This is a genomic window from Streptomyces exfoliatus (assembly GCF_000725545.1).
Taxonomy (GTDB): domain Bacteria; phylum Actinomycetota; class Actinomycetes; order Streptomycetales; family Streptomycetaceae; genus Streptomyces; species Streptomyces exfoliatus.
This window is the reverse complement of the sequence record NZ_JNZP01000017.1, coordinates 68,561-86,378: the sequence shown is the minus strand read 5'-3', so window position 1 is coordinate 86,378 and position 17,818 is coordinate 68,561. Positions and strand designations below refer to the sequence as shown.

17 protein-coding genes are annotated in these 17,818 nt (G+C 73.5%); 10 read left to right on the top strand and 7 right to left on the bottom strand.

The window, feature by feature from the left end; all coding sequences use genetic code 11:
* Positions 1-290 precede the first annotated feature (290 nt).
* Complete coding sequence (locus tag IO20_RS0121015; protein ID WP_030207557.1) at positions 291-896, top strand: MarC family protein; 606 nt, start codon at positions 291-293, stop codon at positions 894-896.
* 101 nt (positions 897-997) lie between these two features.
* Here the strand turns inward: IO20_RS0121015 and IO20_RS39815 are convergent, their stop codons facing one another.
* On the bottom strand, positions 998-1,150 hold the full coding sequence (locus IO20_RS39815) for a hypothetical protein (RefSeq protein ID WP_086024648.1): 153 nt from the start codon (positions 1,148-1,150) through the stop codon (positions 998-1,000).
* Between the two features lie 175 nt (positions 1,151-1,325).
* Here IO20_RS39815 and IO20_RS0121005 point away from each other — a divergent pair, with 175 nt between their 5' ends.
* Positions 1,326-2,255 carry an NYN domain-containing protein gene (locus tag IO20_RS0121005; protein WP_030548528.1) on the top strand — a complete coding sequence of 310 codons (930 nt, stop codon included), beginning with the start codon at positions 1,326-1,328 and terminating at the stop codon, positions 2,253-2,255.
* Here IO20_RS0121005 and IO20_RS0121000 read toward each other — a convergent pair.
* Complete coding sequence (locus tag IO20_RS0121000; RefSeq protein ID WP_051874363.1) at positions 2,239-3,138, bottom strand: alpha/beta fold hydrolase; 900 nt, start codon at positions 3,136-3,138, stop codon at positions 2,239-2,241. The two genes, IO20_RS0121005 and IO20_RS0121000, sit on opposite strands and share 17 nt — an antisense overlap.
* 104 nt (positions 3,139-3,242) lie before the next feature.
* Positions 3,243-5,906 (bottom strand): DEAD/DEAH box helicase, encoded by a 2,664-nt coding sequence (locus tag IO20_RS36755; protein WP_037635965.1) that lies wholly within the window; start codon positions 5,904-5,906, stop codon positions 3,243-3,245.
* Positions 5,907-6,392: 486 nt separating this feature from the next.
* On the opposite strand from IO20_RS36755, the gene IO20_RS0120990 reads away from it, so the two are divergent.
* The gene (locus IO20_RS0120990; RefSeq protein ID WP_030548523.1) at positions 6,393-7,115 is read left to right on the top strand and encodes a ferritin-like fold-containing protein; all 723 of its coding nucleotides are present in this window, start codon (positions 6,393-6,395) and stop codon (positions 7,113-7,115) included.
* A 36-nt stretch (positions 7,116-7,151) separates the two neighbouring features.
* Here the strand turns inward: IO20_RS0120990 and IO20_RS0120985 are convergent, their stop codons facing one another.
* The 4 genes from IO20_RS0120985 to IO20_RS0120970 all read right to left on the bottom strand — a co-directional run bounded on the left by IO20_RS0120985 (position 7,152) and on the right by IO20_RS0120970 (position 9,029).
* A complete protein-coding gene (locus IO20_RS0120985; protein ID WP_030207542.1) occupies positions 7,152-7,421 on the bottom strand; it encodes a hypothetical protein in 270 nt (89 codons plus the stop codon).
* A gap of 199 nt (positions 7,422-7,620) precedes the next feature.
* Positions 7,621-7,848: a DUF3107 domain-containing protein gene (locus IO20_RS0120980; protein WP_030207540.1), complete on the bottom strand. Its 228-nt coding sequence runs from the start codon at positions 7,846-7,848 to the stop codon at positions 7,621-7,623.
* Positions 7,849-7,975: 127 nt separating this feature from the next.
* On the bottom strand, positions 7,976-8,635 hold the full coding sequence (locus tag IO20_RS0120975) for a TetR/AcrR family transcriptional regulator (protein ID WP_030548521.1): 660 nt from the start codon (positions 8,633-8,635) through the stop codon (positions 7,976-7,978).
* Between the two features lie 175 nt (positions 8,636-8,810).
* Entirely contained in the window at positions 8,811-9,029 is a 219-nt protein-coding gene (locus IO20_RS0120970; RefSeq protein WP_030548519.1) for a hypothetical protein, read from the bottom strand.
* Between the two features lie 123 nt (positions 9,030-9,152).
* Here IO20_RS0120970 and IO20_RS0120965 point away from each other — a divergent pair, with 123 nt between their 5' ends.
* The 7 genes from IO20_RS0120965 to moeZ all read left to right on the top strand — a co-directional run bounded on the left by IO20_RS0120965 (position 9,153) and on the right by moeZ (position 17,811).
* Entirely contained in the window at positions 9,153-10,121 is a 969-nt protein-coding gene (locus tag IO20_RS0120965; protein WP_030548517.1) for an alpha/beta fold hydrolase, read from the top strand.
* A gap of 8 nt (positions 10,122-10,129) precedes the next feature.
* Positions 10,130-11,527, top strand: a complete 1,398-nt coding sequence (locus IO20_RS0120960) for a DUF3152 domain-containing protein (protein WP_030548515.1) — start codon at positions 10,130-10,132, stop codon at positions 11,525-11,527.
* Between the two features lie 226 nt (positions 11,528-11,753).
* The gene (locus IO20_RS0120955; RefSeq protein WP_031127523.1) at positions 11,754-13,448 is read left to right on the top strand and encodes a glycosyltransferase; all 1,695 of its coding nucleotides are present in this window, start codon (positions 11,754-11,756) and stop codon (positions 13,446-13,448) included.
* A gap of 13 nt (positions 13,449-13,461) precedes the next feature.
* Entirely contained in the window at positions 13,462-14,733 is a 1,272-nt protein-coding gene (locus IO20_RS0120950) for a hypothetical protein (protein WP_078945924.1), read from the top strand.
* Positions 14,734-14,863: 130 nt separating this feature from the next.
* Positions 14,864-15,835, top strand: a complete 972-nt coding sequence (locus tag IO20_RS0120945) for an NAD-dependent epimerase/dehydratase family protein (protein WP_030548509.1) — start codon at positions 14,864-14,866, stop codon at positions 15,833-15,835.
* Positions 15,823-16,569: a spherulation-specific family 4 protein gene (locus IO20_RS0120940; protein WP_030548507.1), complete on the top strand. Its 747-nt coding sequence runs from the start codon at positions 15,823-15,825 to the stop codon at positions 16,567-16,569. The genes IO20_RS0120945 and IO20_RS0120940 overlap by 13 nt, the downstream gene beginning before the upstream one ends.
* 63 nt (positions 16,570-16,632) lie before the next feature.
* Positions 16,633-17,811 carry an adenylyltransferase/sulfurtransferase MoeZ gene (gene moeZ, locus IO20_RS0120935; RefSeq protein ID WP_030207517.1) on the top strand — a complete coding sequence of 393 codons (1,179 nt, stop codon included), beginning with the start codon at positions 16,633-16,635 and terminating at the stop codon, positions 17,809-17,811.
* The last annotated feature ends 7 nt before the right edge of the window (positions 17,812-17,818 follow it).

Sequence of the window (17,818 nt, the reverse complement as noted above, 5' to 3'; positions counted from 1 at the left end):
CGGGGGACCTCCGTACGGTCCCGGGTCGGCCCCGTCCGGTCCGGGCCGGACTCTCATCGGTCCCGGGTCGGACTCTCTCCGTCCGTTCCCCGCCGTCCCACCGCTCCGGTGGCAGGCCGTCGTGCCCGCCGCCCCCGTGCGACGTGCGCCCGCCCACCCGCGTATCCCTCGCGTCGCCGCGTCCGGCTCCTGCCGTACGGCGGCGCTCACCTGCCCTCCCGGCGGAATCCCACATTCCGGCGGCGTGGGCGACACCCCACCGTTCCACCTCTCCGGCAAGGCACCCCACCGTGTTCGACGTCGCCGTCTTCGGCTCGCTGTTCCTGACCCTCTTCGTCATCATGGATCCCCCCGGGATCACCCCGATCTTCCTCGCCCTCACCTCCGGCCGCCCGGCCAAGGTGCAGCGCCGGATGGCCTGGCAGGCCGTCGCCGTGGCCTTCGGCGTCATCACCGTCTTCGGCATCCTCGGCCAGCAGATCCTCGACTACCTGCACGTCTCCGTCCCCGCGCTGATGATCGCGGGCGGTCTTCTGCTGCTGCTCATCGCCCTCGACCTGCTCACCGGCAAGACCGACGAACCGAAGCAGACCAAGGACGTGAACGTCGCCCTCGTACCGCTCGGCATGCCGCTGCTCGCCGGTCCCGGCGCGATCGTCTCGGTCATCCTCGCCGTGCAGAACGCCGACGGCGCCGCCGCGCAGGTCTCCGTCTGGGCCGCCATCGTCGCGATGCACGTCGTGCTCTGGCTGACCATGCGGTACTCGCTGGTGATCATCCGGGTCATCAAGGACGGCGGCGTGGTCCTGGTGACCCGGCTCGCGGGCATGATGCTCTCCGCCATCGCGGTGCAGCAGATCATCAACGGCGTCACCCAGGTGATCCAGAACGCCTGACCGGCTCCCGTCCGACACCCCGGACGCCACTGCGCCCCCGTACGGATTCCGCTGCTGCGGAGTCCGTGCGGGGGCGCGGTGCGTGGTGTGGACCTGGCGTGTTACGAGGCCGAGGTCTCGGCGGGGCGGATCCAGATGCGCTGGCCGATCGATGCGGCCTGCTGCACGATCCGGTTGACGGAGGCGGCGTCCACGACGGTCCGGTCGACGGGCGTGCCGTCGATGTCGTCGAGTCGCAGGATTTCGAAGCGCACAGGCTTCTCCCTTCGTCTGAGTTGATCCTCCTGATGGAGAACTGCGTTACGTAGGGGTACAACGAGGTGCCCCCTACAAACATTCCTTACGCTAAAGAAAATTTTTGGATTGCTAACTACTACCGGGTAGGAGGATGTGGCGGCGGGCCCCCGAGGAGCGGACAATGAGGCCCGTATGAACGACGCAGACACCACCCAGGTGACCGAGACCGACGCCCGCCTTCGCGCACTCGACGCGCGCGTGGAGCGCACCAATGAGCTCCTCCAGCGGATGCTGGCCGAGGTCGCCAAGACGCCCTCCACCCACGCCATCTTCGTCGACGCAGGTTACGTCCATGCTGCGGCCGGGTTGCTGGTGGTGGGAACCGAGGACCGGCGCTCCTTCGACCTCGACGCCGAGGGCCTCATCGAGGCCTTCATCGACAAGGCCCGCACGATCTTCGCCGACAGCAGACTGCTCCGCGTCTACTGGTACGACGGCGCCAGGCGCCGCATCCACACCCCCGAGCAGCAGGCCATCGCCGAGCTCCCCGACGTCAAGGTCCGCCTCGGCAACCTCAACGCCAACAACCAGCAGAAGGGCGTCGACTCCCTCATCCGCACGGACCTGGAGTCCCTCGCCCGCCACCGCGCCATCAGCGACGCCGCCCTCGTCGGCGGCGACGAGGACCTCGTCTCGGCCGTCGAGGCGGCCCAGGGCTACGGCGCCCGCGTCCACCTCTGGGGCATCGAGGCCGCCGAAGGACGCAACCAGGCCGAGGCGCTCCTCTGGGAGGTCGACAGCCAGCGCACCTTTGAGCTGGAATTCTGCCGCCCGTACGTCACCCGCCGCCCCGTCACCACGTACGAGAACGAGGGCGAGCCGCCGCCCTCCCGCGAGGAGGTGCGCTTCGTGGGCGCCCAGATCGCGGCGACCTGGCTCGCCGAGCGGGGCCGGGACCGGCTCGCCGAACTCCTCCCGAGCGCGCCCTACCTTCCGGGACCCGTCGACCAGGACCTGCTCGTCGAGGCGGAACGCCTGCTCAGCCGCTCCCTGCGCGGCCACGCCTCACTCAGGCGTTCCCTGCGGGACGGCTTCTGGCAGCACCTCAAGGCGCAGTTCTGACCTCGTGGCCCACGGCCCCGACGGTGGCCGCCCGTTCCCAGAACGCGGTGAGCCGGTCGGCCAGCTCCCGCGCGTGCGACACGTTGGGGGAGTGGCCGGCGCCCGCCACCACCGTGTGGTGCGCGCCGGTGCGGGCCGCCGCCGCGGCCAGTTCCGCGACGGGCCAGACCATCTCGTCCGCCCCGTAGGCGATGTGCAGCGGTGTCCGAAGCGCGAGCAGCTCGTCCGTACCGTCCCGGCGGTCGAGCAACAGCCGCCCCGCGCCCGACAGTTGAGCGATGCGGGTGCGCATCCAGCGCCGTTCGAGGAAGCCCGCGAGCTGCGGGGCGTCGTCCGTGTCCGGCTCCTCGCCCCGGCTGTCCAGCCAGCACATCGCCTGCCACACCCGCTCCTTCGGCAGCAGCGCGAGCGAGCCGCGCAGCAGCCGCACCCGGATCCGCTGCGGCCTCGCGACCCGGCCGGGCCCCGAGGAGAGCAGGGTGAGGGAGAGGAAGGCGGCCGGCGCGACCGACGCGGCCTCACGGGCCACCAGGCCGCCGAAGGAGTGGCCCAGCAGGTGGACGGGTCCGTCGCCGAGAGCCGAGGCCTGTGCCACCGCGTCGAGAGCGAGCGCCCTGCGGCGGTACGCGGCCCGGCCGCGGGAGCCCCGGGACTCGTACTGGCCCCGCCCGTCGACGGCCACGGCCCGGTACCCGGCCTCGCTCAACGGACCGAGAAGCGCCAGGAAGTCCTCCTTGCTGCCGGTGTACCCGGGCAGCAGCAGCACCGTCCCGCGCCGCTCACCCAGCGGCTCCGTGTCGAGCGAGGCGAAGTCGCCCCGCGCGGTCACCAGCGGACGGGCGCGGGTGCGGGGCGGCAGGACGAGGGACCGGGGCTTGCTCATATCTGGACTGTAACCGGAGGCGGCCCCGCCGGGGCGGTCGGTGGAACGCCACTGCGGCCCGGCCCCTGGGGAGGGGCCGGGCCGCAGCGGTGAGACGGACGGGATCAGCTCTCGGGCTGAGCCGCCGCCTTCTTGGTGGTGCGACGGCGCGGGGCCTTCGGGGCCTCGGCCGTGGCGGTCTCGGCGGTCTCGACAGCCGTGGCGACCGGCTCGGCGGCCTTCTTCGTCGTACGGCGACGCGTCGGCTTCTTCGGCGCGTCCGCCGCATCCGGCGTCTTCGGCTCGGAGGCGTCGGGCGCCTCGGCGACGACCGTCTTCTTGGCCGCCCGGCGACGGGGAGCCTTCGGGGCCTCCTCGACGACCGGCGCGGTCTCGGCGACCGGCTCCGCGACGGCCTTCTTGGCCGTACGGCGACGGGGAGCCTTCTTGGGCTCCTCGACCGGGGCCTCGGCGGCGGGGGCCTCGACGACCGGGGCCTCGACGACCGGGGCCGTAGCGGCCTCGACCACCGGAGCGGACGGAGCCACGGCGAGCGGCTCCGCGACGATCACCATCTCGGCGGCCTGGGCGGAGCCGGCCGGCGAACCGGCGGCCTTGCGGACCACGCGACGACGGGCGGGCTTCTTCGGCTCCTCCTCGACGACCGGCGCGGGCGCGGCCTCGACGACCAGCGTTCCGACGGCCTCGGTGGCGCCGGCCGGCGAACCGGCGGCCTTGCGCACCACACGACGGCGGCGCGGCGCGGGAACCTCGGCCGTGACCTCGGCGGTGGGCGCGACGACCTCCGCGACGGGCGCGACGGTCTCGGTCACCACCGGAGCCGCGACAGCGGTTTCGGCGGGTGCCACGACCGGCTCGGAGACGGCCTTCTTGGCCGTACGGCGACGGGGAGCCTTCTTCGGCTCCTCGACCGGGGCCTCGACGACCGGGGCCGGAGCGGCCTCGGCCACCGGAGCGGCCGCGGCGGCGCGCAGGGCGGCGGCCGCGGTCTCGACCGTCTGGAACGAACCCGTGTCCTCGACCGGCCGGGCCACGCGGGGCCGGCGGCGGCGCGGGGCCGGGGCCGACTCCTGGGCCACGGGGGCCGGGGCGGCGGGGGTGGCCCTCACGGCCTCCGGACGGGCGGCGGGACGGCCACGACGTCGGGGAGCCTTCGGCTCGGCCGCCGGGGTCTCGGCGACGGGGGCGGCCGGGGCGGTCTCCACGAACGAGGCGACCGTGGCGACGGGAGTGACCGGAGCGGTCCTGGCCTGCGCGACCGCGGCGACGGGAGCCGCCTTGACCGCCTGGGCGACCGGAGCGGCCTGGGCCGCCGGAGCCGCCTGGGCGACCGGGATGCCCGCCGGCGCGGAGCCGGGGGCGCCGACGCGGGTGCGACGGCGACGGCGCGGGGTGCGCGGGCCGGACTCGGCCGGGGCCTCGTCCGTCACCGTCTCGACGGCGGGGGCGGCCGACACCGGGGCGTCGGACTCGCCGCCACGGGTGCGCCGGCGCTGACGCGGGGTCCGCGTCCGCTCCGGGCGCTCCTCGGTGCGCTCGGGCCTGTCGGACTTCGGGCCACGCGCACGGCGTCCGCCGGGCTCGCCCAGGTCCTCGAGCTCCTCCGCGCCCAGACCGGCGCGGGTGCGCTCGGCGCGGGGCAGGACGCCCTTGGTGCCCGCGGGGATGTCCAGCTCCTCGAACAGGTGCGGAGAGCTGGAGTACGTCTCGACCGGGTCGTGGAAGTCGAGGCCGAGCGCCTTGTTGATGAGCTGCCAGCGCGGGATGTCGTCCCAGTCGACCAGCGTCACGGCCGTGCCCTTGTTGCCCGCGCGGCCGGTGCGGCCCACGCGGTGGAGGAACGTCTTCTCGTCCTCGGGCGACTGGTAGTTGATGACGTGGGTGACGCCCTCGACGTCGATGCCTCGCGCGGCGACGTCGGTGCAGACGAGCACGTCGACCTTGCCGTTGCGGAAGGCGCGCAGCGCCTGCTCACGGGCGCCCTGGCCGAGGTCGCCGTGGACGGCGCCGGAGGCGAAGCCGCGACGCTCCAGCTGCTCGGCGATGTCGGCCGCCGTGCGCTTGGTGCGGCAGAAGATCATCGCGAGCCCGCGGCCGTTGGCCTGCAGGATGCGGGAGACCATCTCCGGCTTGTCCATGTTGTGCGCGCGGAAGACGTGCTGCTTGATGTTCGCGACGGTCACGCCCTCGCCGTCGGGCGAGGTGGCGCGGATGTGCGTCGGCTGCGACATGTAACGGCGGGCCAGGCCGATGACCGCGCCCGGCATGGTGGCCGAGAACAGCATCGTCTGACGCTTCGCCGGAAGCATGTTCATGATCTTCTCGACGTCGGGCAGGAAGCCCAGGTCGAGCATCTCGTCGGCCTCGTCCAGGACGAGGACCTTGACGTGGGAGAGGTCGAGCTTGCGCTGGCCCGCCAGGTCGAGCAGGCGGCCGGGGGTGCCGACGACGACGTCGACGCCCTTCTTCAGCGCCTCGACCTGGGGCTCGTACGCCCGGCCGCCGTAGATGGCGAGCACACGCACGTTCCGCACCTTGCCGGCGGTCAGGAGGTCGTTGGTGACCTGCTGGCACAGCTCGCGGGTGGGGACGACGACGAGCGCCTGCGGGGCGTCGGTCAGCTGCTCGGGCTTGGCCCGGCCGGCCTCGACGTCCATGGGGACGGTCACGCGCTCCAGGATCGGCAGACCGAAACCGAGGGTCTTGCCGGTGCCGGTCTTGGCCTGGCCGATGACGTCGGTGCCGGTGAGGGCGACCGGAAGGGTCATCTCCTGGATGGGGAAGGGGTTGACGATGCCGACGGCCTCAAGGGCCTCGGCCGTCTCGGGAAGGATTCCGAGGTCTCGGAAAGTCGTAGTCAGGGTGCTGCCTCTTCTGTGAGACGCGGTGCGAGGCGAACGAAGGGGGTCGTACCGTGCCGTGGACACTTCCGGTGGGATCGTGGAGATCACTGCCGGGTGGCACGGGACCACTGCCGTCGCTCGAGCGTCGTACCGCTGAGGGTGACCCTTCCGCGGGTCCGCCGGAAGGGCTGTCGGGCCGGAGCCGATCGGGCCACCGACCGGGCATCCTCATTCATGAGTCGGCCCGCTGAACACGTCCGAACGTGCGAAAGCATGTCCGCATACTCAGCAGGCGCTTTATCACTGTACCCCGGAATCGCGCATGTGTGTTGGGAGAAATGGCGATGAGGGCACGGTCACACTGGCTGACCAGCGCCTTCCGCGGAGGCCGAGCGGGCTATTGTGCGGTCCATGGAGACGCCTGACAACGCCACGCCCACCGGGATCGCCGCCAAGGACTGGGCGGCGGCATCCGCCGAGCCGCAGTACCGCGCCGCCGTGATCGACCTCCTCGGCGCCCTCGCCTACGGGGAGCTCGCGGCCTTCGAGCGGCTCGCCGAGGACGCCAAGCTGGCGCCGACCCTCGCGGACAAGGCGGAGCTGGCGAAGATGGCCTCGGCCGAGTTCCACCACTTCGAGCGGCTGCGGGACCGCCTCGCCGCCGTGGACGCCGAGCCGACCGCGGCCATGGAGCCGTTCGCCAAGGCGCTCGACGACTTCCACCGCCTGACCGCGCCCTCGGACTGGCTGGAGGGTCTGGTCAAGGCGTACGTCGGCGACTCGATCGCCAGTGACTTCTACCGGGAGGTGGCGGCCCGGCTCGACTCGGACACCCGCGGGCTCGTCGTCTCCGTGCTCGACGACACCGGCCACGGCAACTTCGCCGTGGAGAAGGTGCGCGCGGCGATCGACGCGGACCCGCGTGTCGGTGGTCGGCTCGCGCTGTGGGCGCGCCGGCTGATGGGCGAGGCGCTCTCGCAGGCCCAGCGTGTGGTCGCCGAGCGCGACGCGCTCTCGACCATGCTGGTCGGCGGCGTGGCGGACGGCTTCGACCTCGCGGAGGTCGGCCGGATGTTCTCCCGGATCACCGAGGCGCACACCAAGCGGATGGCCGCGCTGGGCCTGGCCGCGTAACGACGCCGGATGGTGCGGAGGGGCGGGCCGCGCCCCTCACACCGCCGCTGATCGGCGCAGCCGGCGGGTCGCCGGGCGGATCAGCAGCGACAGCAGGACGGCCGCCACCGCCACCGCGCCGATCAGGGTGGCGAGGAAGTGGCCGGGCCCCAGTGCCCCGTGGGTGACGAGCGCGCCGAACACCCCGCCGAGCGTGCCGGTGGCGAGGACTCTGCCCCGGACGGGGAGGCGGTCGGCGAGCCGCTGCACGGCGACCCAGGCCAGGGCGAAACCGAGCAGGGCGGAACCGAGGGCTTCCAGCAACAAGGGATCACCTCGCGGGTGCTGCGGGGCGGGTGGTGCGGTCGGGAACCTCCTACCCCAGCGGGCCGGAACGCAATCCTCCTGTACGTCCTGACGTGGCCGAACGGGCATCGGTGCTCCTGGGGGACAGGAGCCGTTCCGGGCACGCGAAAGGCCCGGCGGACCATGACGGTCCACCGGGCCTCTCCCGTAGATCCTGGGCTCAGAGCGCGCCGAAACCCACGCGGCGCACGGCGGGCTCGCCGAGCTCCACGTACGCGATCTTCTCGGCCGGAATGAGGATCTTGCGGCCCTTCTCGTCCGAAAGGCTGAGCAGCTGCGCCTTGCCGGCCAGTGCGTCGGCGACGGCGCGCTCCACCTCCTCGGCGGACTGCCCGCTCTCCAGAACGATCTCCCGGGGTGCGTGCTGCACGCCGATCTTGACCTCCACGGCTATGTCCCTCCGAACGGTCAGCGTTGCGCGATTCCTTGCGCCGTACGCTGCACACATTAGCCCGGTGAGGGGACGCGTACGGCTCAGTCGGCGCACGCCAGGAGCGAACAGCCCACGGGAATGTTCAGTGACCCTCGGCGCTCAGCTGTCCGTCCACCGGGTGCAGCGGGAAGCCCGCGATGCCGCGCCAGGCGAGCGAGGTGAGGAGGCCGACCGCCGTGTCGCGGGGGATCGCGGACTCACTGGACAGCCAGTAGCGGGCGACGACCTGGGAGACGCCGCCGAGGCCCACGGCGAGCAGCATCGACTCGTCCTTGGACAGGCCGGTGTCCTCGGCGATGACGTCCGAGATCGCCTCGGCGCACTGAAGGCTCACCCGGTCCACGCGCTCGCGTACGGCCGGTTCGTTCGTCAGATCGGACTCGAAGACCAGCCGGAAGGCGCCGCCCTCGTCCTCCACGTACGCGAAGTAGGCGTCCATCGTGGCCGCGACCCGCAGCTTGTTGTCGGTGGTGGAGGCCAGCGCCGTGCGGACCGCCAGGAGGAGGGACTCGCAGTGCTGGTCGAGCAGGGCCAGGTAGAGCTCCAGCTTCCCGGGGAAGTGCTGGTAGAGCACCGGCTTGCTGACGCCCGCCCGCTCGGCGATGTCGTCCATCGCGGCGGAGTGGTAACCCTGGGCGACGAAGACCTCCTGGGCCGCGCCGAGGAGCTGGTTCCGTCGGGCACGTCGCGGCAGGCGCGTGCCCCGAGGGCGTGCTGCCTCTGTCTGCTCGATGGCGCTCACGCGGCCTCCCAAAAATCGATCCATGCGCGCTGTCGCACGCGCCGCCATCGTACTTTTGGGTAACCCGGCTGTGCGCGGTGCGAACGCAGAATTTCACGGACCGGACGCCCGGGTCGACAGTCGATTCAATATTAAACCGAACAAACCGGCGAGAATATCGGGGAGAGCCGTCCGCTCAGCGGTAGTCGTCCTCGTCCAGGGTCACCACCCGCGCCTGTTCGGACGAGTCGGCCTCGTTCGCCGAGTCGCGCTCGACATGGGTGAGCGGCTCGTCCTCCCGCTGCTGCAGTTCGGTGTGCTGCTCGGCGGCGTCGGCCTCCGGGGTCTCCTCGTCCAGCACGACGTCCTCTTCTTCCTCGGTGAACGTGTCCGGCTCGGTCGGATCGACGGTCATGCGGTTCCTTCCGGCGGGTGCGGGCCCTCCCTACGAGCCTAGGAGCACTCGCGCCCCGCCGCACACGCACCTGTGACCGCACCCACACGTCTGCGCGCGTGATCGTCTCGTAATATTGCGGCCATGTCGTCGACCGAGCTGCCGGAAACCCGGACCGCCGCCGCACCAGCCGCGCCGCGCACCACCCGCGCCGTACGGGTCGCCGACGGCGAGGAGCTCCGCTCCGTGTCGCTGCCCGGACTGACCCTCACCGTGCGCGCCCGGCCGGGCGCCGGGGCCGCTCTGCCGCCCGCGCTGTACGTCCACGGCCTCGGCGGCTCCTCCCAGAACTGGTCCACCCTGATGCCGCTGCTCGCGGACGTCGTCGACGGCGAGGCGGTCGACCTGCCGGGCTTCGGCGACTCGCCGCCGCCCGACGACGGCAACTACTCGGTCACCGGCCACGCCCGCGCCGTCATCCGGCTCCTGGACTCCACGGGACGCGGCCCGGTCCACCTCTTCGGCAACTCGCTCGGCGGCGCCGTCGCCACCCGCGTCGCCGCGGTCCGGCCGGACCTGGTCCGCACCCTCACCCTCGTCTCGCCGGCCCTGCCCGACCTGCGCGCCCAGCGCACGGCCTGGCCCACCGCGCTGCTCGCGGTCCCCGGCGTCGCCTCCTTCTTCGCGAGGCTCACCAAGGACTGGTCGGCCGAGCAGCGGGTCCGCGGCGTTCTCTCGCTCTGTTACGGAGACCCGGGCCGGGTCACCGACGAGGGCTTCCGGCACGCCGTCGAGGAGATGGAACGGCGCCTGGAGCTCCCGTACTTCTGGGACGCCATGGCCCGCTCCTCGCGCGGCATCGTCGACGCGTACACGCTCGGAGGCCAGCACGGGCTTTGGCGGCAGGCGGAACGGGTCCTCGCGCCGACGCTCCTCGTGTACGGCGGACGCGACCAGCTCGTCTCGTACCGGACGGCCCGCAAGGCGGCCGCGGCCTTCCGCGCCTCGCGCCTCCTGACCCTTCCCGAGGCGGGACACGTGGCGATGATGGAGTACCCCGAGACGGTCGCCCAGGCCGCCCGGGACCTGATCGTCGATCACGGCGGGAGCTGATCCGGGCCGTGGGACGACATAGTCGCAAGGGCGCCGCGCCCTCGGTGTCCGACACCGGTCAACAGCAACAGCAACAGCAACAGCAGCAGCAGCAGCAACAGGCGGCGGCCGGACAGGCGCAGGCGGCGCCCGGGTCGCAGGGGCCGCCCGCCGGACGCGCGTCCGGGACGGGCCGCCGCCGCAGGACCGGGGACGGCGGGGGCCAGGACACGGCCGGAATTCCGGTGTACGGGACTCCGGCGCACGGCACTCCGGCGTACGGGAGCCAGCCGTACGGGACACCCGCGCACGGCGTCCCCGGGTACGGCGCCCCGGCGCGGGGCAACCCGGCTCAGGGCGCCCCCGCGCCCTCGTACGGGGCCTTCGACACCCCGGCGCACGGCACCCCCGGCACTCCCGCCTACGGGACTCCCGTACGGGGCGGGCATCCGCAGCACGACGAGGGGACCGCTCCCCGGCCCCGGCCGTACGCGCCACGGCACGGCTCCCCGCGTACCGGCGAACCCGAACAGGGCGCTCCGCAGGCGCCGTTCATCCCGGGACCCCGCCGGGAGGACATCGCCGAGGCCGAGGTCCCGGCGAGCCGTGGCGGCCTCGGCCGCACCCTCACCGGTGTCGCGGCGGCCGCCGTCGCCACCGTCCTCGCCGTCGTCGTCGCCGGACAGGTCGCCGACCCGGAGAGGGCCCCGAGCGCCACCCGGGCCGCCGAGCAGCCCGGCGGACGGCCCGCGGACGACACCTCCGCCTCCCGCTCCGACGAGCGGGTCACCCCGACGAGTCCGGCGCCCGTCGTCACTCCCGCGCCGACGTACGAACAGCTGATCACCCGACAGTTCCCGATCGACCCGAAGCTCAAGGGGTCCGGCGACTTCGAGGCCGTGCCGGGCTTCCAGAAGGCGCCCGGCAAGGGGCGCGTGGTCCGCTATCGGATCGACATCGAGAAGGGTCTCGGGCTCGACCACGCGCTCTTCGCCGACACCGTGTTCAAGACCCTCAACGACCCGCGCAGCTGGGCCGGTCGGGGTGCGATGACCTTCGAGCGCATCTCCAGCGGGGATCCCGAGTTCGTCCTGACGCTCGCCAGTCCCGGCACCACCGGCGTCTGGTGCAGGAAGTCCGGGCTCGACACCACGATCGACAACGTGTCCTGCGACTCGGCCTCCACGGACCGGGTGATGATCAACGCCTTCCGCTGGGCGCAGGGATCCGAGACCTTCGGCCCCAAGGCGATGCGCGCCTACCGTCAGATGCTCATCAACCACGAGGTCGGCCACCGGCTCGGCCACGGTCACGTGATCTGCGGTACGCCCGGCGCGCTCGCCCCCGTGATGCAGCAGCAGACCAAGTCCCTGGACATCGACGGCATCAAGTGCCGCCCCAACCCCTGGGTGTATCCGGGCGGTTGAGGTCTCGTATCGACCCGGGGGCAGGCCCTCGCCTGACTCTGCGTGACCACTCTGGCGCTTAGCGCGACGGAACGCGACCGGGTCGGGAAAGTTACGAGCATTCACCCCTTCCAGTGGTGCGACGGACAACCGTCCGTCGCGCCACCGCCCTCTCCGCTTACGTTCGTCCCGCTGCGAGTCGCCGGGCCAACGGTGGCCGGCGTCAAGGGAGATCGGGGGTGCACTCGTGCGGATCGGACTGCTCACGGAGGGTGGCTACCCGTACGCCGTCGGTGACTCCGGGATCTGGTGCGAGCGGCTCGTACACGGACTCGGACAGCACCGGTTCGACCTGTACGCGCTCGGCGGGTCCGGCAGCCCGGCGGCGCTCCCCGCGAACGCCCGCGTCGCACGGGTCGCGGGCCCCGGCAGCCCCGACACGGCCCCGGCCGGCAGGACGCTCCTGGAGCGGGCCGGCTGCGGCGACCACCGCGCCGCCCGCCGCGCGTACGGCCGCCGCGAGCGGCGCCGCTTCATCGACGCCTTCCACCAGCTGGCGACCGGCCTCTGCACGGAGGACGAGGACGGGTCCGGGCCCTCCGCGGGCGGCGCCACGGCCGGGCTCCGGGGCCCGGCCGCCTTCGCCGCGGGGCTCTACGCGCTCGCCGACCTCGCCCGTGAGCGCGGCGGCCTGTCCGGGGCGCTCCGCTCCGACGACGCCGTGCGCACCCTCGAAGCCGCCTGCCGCGCGCCCGGCGCCCGCCGGGGCGCCGCCGCCGCGGGGCTCCCCGACCACCTCGCCTTCGTCGAGCACCTGGAGCGCGCCCTGCGCCCCCTCTCCCTCGACTGGTACGAGGACGACGCGCTCGGCGCCGTCGACCTCTGCCACGCCGCCGCCGGAGGCACCACCGCCCTCCCCGGCCTGCTGGCCAAACGCTTCTTCGGGACCCCCCTGCTCGTCACCGAGTACGGCGTGCAGCTCCGCTCCCACTACCTCTCGGCCGCCGGTGCCGACCGCTCAGGGCCACTGCGCACCCTGCTCGCCGCCCTCCACGGCCGGCTCGCCGGCGAGGTCTACCGGCAGGCGGAGCTCCTCACCCCCGGCAACGCCCACGCCCGCCGCTGGCAGGAGAAGTGCGGCGCCGACCGGACCCGGATCCGCACCGTCCACCCCGGCATGCCGGCCGACCGCTTCGCCGAGGTCGGCGAGGACGAGGAGAGCGGCGACCCCGCCACCCTGGTCTGGGTCGGCCGCGTCGAGCCCGCCAAGGACCTCATCGCCCTGCTGCACGCCTTCGCCGAGATCCGGGCATGCCGGCCCGACGCCCGGCTGAGGATCGTCGCCGTACCCGTACGGGACCAGGGATCAGGCGCGTACCTCGCGCACTGCAAGGGGCTCGCCGCCCAGCTCTTCCCCGACGAGGCGACCGGGGCGCACGCCGTCGGCGAGAACCCGGTCACCTTCGAGGAACTCGGCGGCCCCGAGGCGCCCACCCTGGAGGACGTCTACGCCTCCGGCGCGCTCGTCGTCCTGTCCAGCGTCGTCGAGGGCTTCCCCGCGAGCCTCGTCGAGGCGATGTTCTGCGCACGGGCCACCGTCTCCACCGATGTCGGCGCGGTCGTCGAGATCATCGGCGGCACCGGCCTCGTCGTCCCGCCGCGCAACCCCCGGGCGCTCGCCGACGCCTGCCTGGCACTGCTCCGCGACCCCGAACGCCGCTACCGCCTGGGCGCCGCCGCCCGCGCCCGCGCGCTCGAACTCTTCACCGTCGAACAGAACCTCGCCGCGTTCCGCGGCATCTACCTGGAGCTCCTCTCCCACGCGCCGGTGCGCCACCGATCGGGCGACGGCGTGCCCTTCGCCCACCCCGCCGAGGCGCACGTCCCGGGCAGCTGGGCGCAGAAGGCCGTGGCCGCGGGGACGGGAGCCCCCGATGCCTGAAGGAGGCACCCCCATGCGCGGCTCCGCCGCCCCGACGAGCCCCGGAGCCTGGGACGCCCGTTCCGAAGCCCTGCTCGGCGCCCCCGCCCTGACCCCGCACGCCGACGGAAGCCTCGAACCGCGCCCCACGGAGGAGACCGTCGACGCCCCGTCGGCCGGGATAGCACCCGCTCCCTCGGTGACCCCCGCCCCGGCCCCGTCCGCGGCGCCTTCCCCGGCCTCCCGCACCGCTCCCGCCGCTGCCGCCTCCCGCGCCCGGCGCGGGAACGCCGACCCCGTCAAGGTGCTCATGCACCGGCACCAGGAACTCTGCGCGCGTGCCGTCGACCCGCTGGAGATCGCCGCCGGGCTCGAAGCCCAGGGCTTCACCGACCGGACCGCGGCCCGGTTCCGCCACCGGGACGTCTTCTCGCTCGCCGAGGAGCTCTACGCGCGCGTGCCCCGGGGAATCGAGTCCGCCCCACCCACCGTGCCGGCGGCGCCCCGTTCGGACGCCTGGGTCCTCGCCGTCCTCACCCCGGGCGCCGCCGCCGCGCTCACCGGCATCGGGCTGGCCGTCACCCACGGCCCCCTCCGGCTCGCCGTCGGCGCGGCGGGGGCGCTGCTCCTCGCCGGCGCCCTCCTGTTCGCCGTCCGGCGCGGACCCCTCCGCGCCCCCGACGGCGCGGCCCCGCCCGCCGTCCGCGTCTGGACCCTGTGGCTCCTGGCGTACGCGGTCGCCGGCGACGGACTCCTCGCGCAGGTCCTCAGCGGCGGCCCCGACGGCCCCTGGGACCTCGCCCCAGGACCGCTCCTCGGCCTCGCGCTCGCCGTCGCGCCCGCCGCCTGGTGCGCCCAGCTCTTCGCGAACCGGGCGCGCCGCAGGATCGCCGACAGCCGGGGGCTCGCCGACTTCGCCGCCGGCGTCCGGCCGCTGCTCCTCGGCACCGTGACCCTGCAACTCCTCGCCCTCACCGTCCTGCTCGGGCTCACCGGGTTCAGCTCCGGGGCCCTGGCCCTCGGCGCGCTCCTGCTGTTCGCCCGGCTCCTCACCGTCCACGGCTTCCCCGAGACGGCCGCCGCCGCCCTCGCCGCCGCCAGTGCCGCGGAGGCCCTCGCCCTCGCGAGCGTCTTCGCCGCCCGCGTCCCCGCCCCCGGCTTCGACGCGCTCGCCGCACCGGTGCGCGCCGTCGTCGACACCTGGGGCCCCGGGGCCGTACCCACCCTCGTCTGCGGCGCCGCCGCGCTCGGCCTGCTGGCCCACGCGACCGGCTCCCTCGTCCGGGCCTCGGCCCACACCCCGTGAATGTCCCGCGCCCCCGCGGAGCCGACGCCGCGGGCGCGCCCCGTCACCTCTGTCATCACCCCGCAAGGAGACCCGAGACCATGACCCCGCAACCTCCAGCACCGGCCGGTCGGCACGAAGGGGCCGCACGATGAGGGTGCTGCTGCTCGGAGCCAACGGCTTCATCGGCCGATTCGTCGCCGACCGACTGCTCGCCGACCCGGCCGTCCACCTCACCGCGCTCGGCCGGGGCGACGACGCCGACGTGCGCTTCGACCTCGCGTCCGGCAGCCCCGGCGCGCTGACCCGCTTCCTCGACGCCGTCCACCCCGGAGTCGTCGTCAACTGCGCGGGCGCCACCCGCGGCGGCGCCCGGGACCTGACCCGGCACAACACCGTCGCCGTCGCCACCGTCTGCGAGGCCCTGCGCCGCAGCGGCTGCGGCGCCCGGCTCGTCCAGGTCGGCTGCGCCTCGGAGTACGGGCCCAGCCAGCCCGGCTCCTCCACCGCCGAGGACGCCGTGCCCCGCCCCGGCGGCCCGTACGGGGTGTCGAAGTTGGCGGCGACCGAACTCGTCCTCGGTTCCGGCCTCGACGCCGTGGTGCTCCGGGTGTTCTCGCCCGTGGGACCCGGCACGCCCGCCGGCTCGCCGCTCGGCCGGCTCGCCGAGGCGATGCGCCGGGCCATGCAGGCCGGGGACGGTGAGCTGAAGCTCAGCGGCCTCGGGGTGCAGCGGGACTTCGTCGACGTGCGGGACGTGGCCCGGGCCGTCCACGCGGCCTCGCTGTCCGCCGCGCAGGGCGTCGTCAACATCGGCACCGGCCGCGCGATCCGGCTCCGGGACGCCGCCGCGGTCCTGGCGAGGGTCGCGGGCTACGCCGGCAACCTGCACGAGCTGGACGCCCCGCACGGCATGTCCCAGCGCCCCATGATCGGCGCCCCCCGTACCGAGGGGACCATCGCCGACCAGCTGGCCTCCGCGCCCTACCCGTACCCCGACGGCTGCGGCCCCTGGCAGCAGGCCGACGTCCGCACCGCCCGCGACCGGCTCGGCTGGCGGCCCCGGATCAACCTGGAGGAGTCGCTCGCGGACATCTGGATGGAGGCGGCGTGTCGCATCTGACGACGAGCACCGCCACCGGGGCGGTCCAGGCCCTCGGGGTGGGCGTGCCCGGCTACGCCCACCCGCTGCTCGCCCCGGTCGAGTGGGGCGAGCTGACCCGCCCCGGGACCCCGCTCCACTGGGCGGTGCTCAACGTGGCCGAGGGGCCGGGCAGCCGCCCGGACCCGCACTGCCTGGAGGCGGCGGGGAAGCTCCGTAACGCCGGGGTCCGGGTCCTCGGGCACCTGGACGCGGCCCACGGCTCCCGACCCTTCGGGGAGCTGGTCTCGGAGGCCCACCGCTTCCTCGACTGGTACAAGGTGGACGGCTACTACCTGGACCGCGCCCCCGCCGACCGGGCCGACCTGGCCGGGACGCGGCGGGTCACCGCGACCCTGGAGGCGGTCCTCGGCGGCGAGGCGCACCTCGTCCTCGGCCACGGCACCCATCCCCATCCGGGATACGCCGAGGTCGCCGACCAGCTGGTGACCTTCTCCGGCGCCTGGGCGGACTACCGCTGGTCGCAGGTGGCGGAGTGGACGGCCGAGTACACGGAGTCGAAGTTCGTCCATCTCGTGCACGGGGTCCCGCGGACCCACCTCGAAGAAGCGCTCCGGATCGCCCGCTGGCAGGGGGCCGGGACGATCTTCTTCACGGACCGCCCGGGGGGCCGGGGACAAAGCGCGCCATTCCACTCGCTGCCCGGCTACTGGGACGAAATCGTCTCGCGGATCGGACCGGGTGTCTCGGAATGAGGAGGGGCGTGGCAGTGTTACGGGGAGAACAACCGTACTGACATACCGACAACCGGAGTCCCCGTGTCGCTGCCACCCCTGGTCGAGCCGGCTGCCGAGCTCACCGTAGACGAGGTCCGCAGGTACTCCCGCCACCTGATCATCCCGGACGTCGGGATGGACGGGCAGAAGCGGCTGAAGAACGCCAAGGTGCTGTGTGTCGGCGCCGGTGGCCTCGGCTCGCCGGCGCTGATGTACCTGGCCGCCGCCGGCGTGGGCACGCTCGGCATCGTGGAGTTCGACGAGGTCGACGAGTCGAACCTCCAGCGCCAGATCATCCACAGCCAGGCCGACATCGGCCGCTCCAAGGCCGCCTCGGCGCGCGACAGCGTGCTCGGCATCAACCCGTACGTGAACGTGATCCTTCACGAGGAGCGGCTCGAAGCCGAGAACGTGATGGAGATCTTCGGTCAGTACGACCTGATCGTCGACGGCACGGACAACTTCGCCACCCGTTACCTGGTGAACGACGCCTGCGTGCTGCTGAACAAGCCGTACGTCTGGGGCTCGATCTACCGCTTCGACGGCCAGGCGTCGGTCTTCTGGTCCGAGTACGGCCCCTGCTACCGCTGCCTCTACCCGGAGCCGCCGCCGCCGGGCATGGTCCCGTCCTGCGCCGAGGGCGGCGTCCTCGGCGTGCTGTGCGCGTCCATCGGCTCCATCCAGGTCACCGAGGCCATCAAGGTCCTCGCCGGCGTGGGCGACCCGCTGGTCGGCCGCCTGATGATCTACGACGCCCTGGAGATGCAGTACCGCCAGGTCAAGGTCCGCAAGGACCCCGACTGCGCGGTCTGCGGCGACAACCCGACCGTCACCGAGCTCATCGACTACGAGGCCTTCTGCGGCGTCGTGTCCGAGGAGGCCCAGGAGGCGGCGCTCGGCTCCACGATCACTCCGAAGCAGCTCAAGGAGTGGATCGACGAGGGCGAGAACATCGACATCATCGATGTCCGCGAGGTCAACGAGTACGAGATCGTCTCGATCCCCGGCGCGCGCCTGATCCCGAAGGGCGAGTTCCTGATGGGCACGGCCCTCCAGGACCTTCCGCAGGACAAGCGGATCGTCCTGCACTGCAAGACGGGTGTCCGCAGTGCGGAAGTCCTCGCCGTGCTCAAGTCCGCGGGCTTCGCGGACGCGGTGCACGTCGGCGGCGGCGTGATCGGCTGGGTCCACCAGATCGAGCCCGAGAAGCCGGTCTACTAGGCGACAC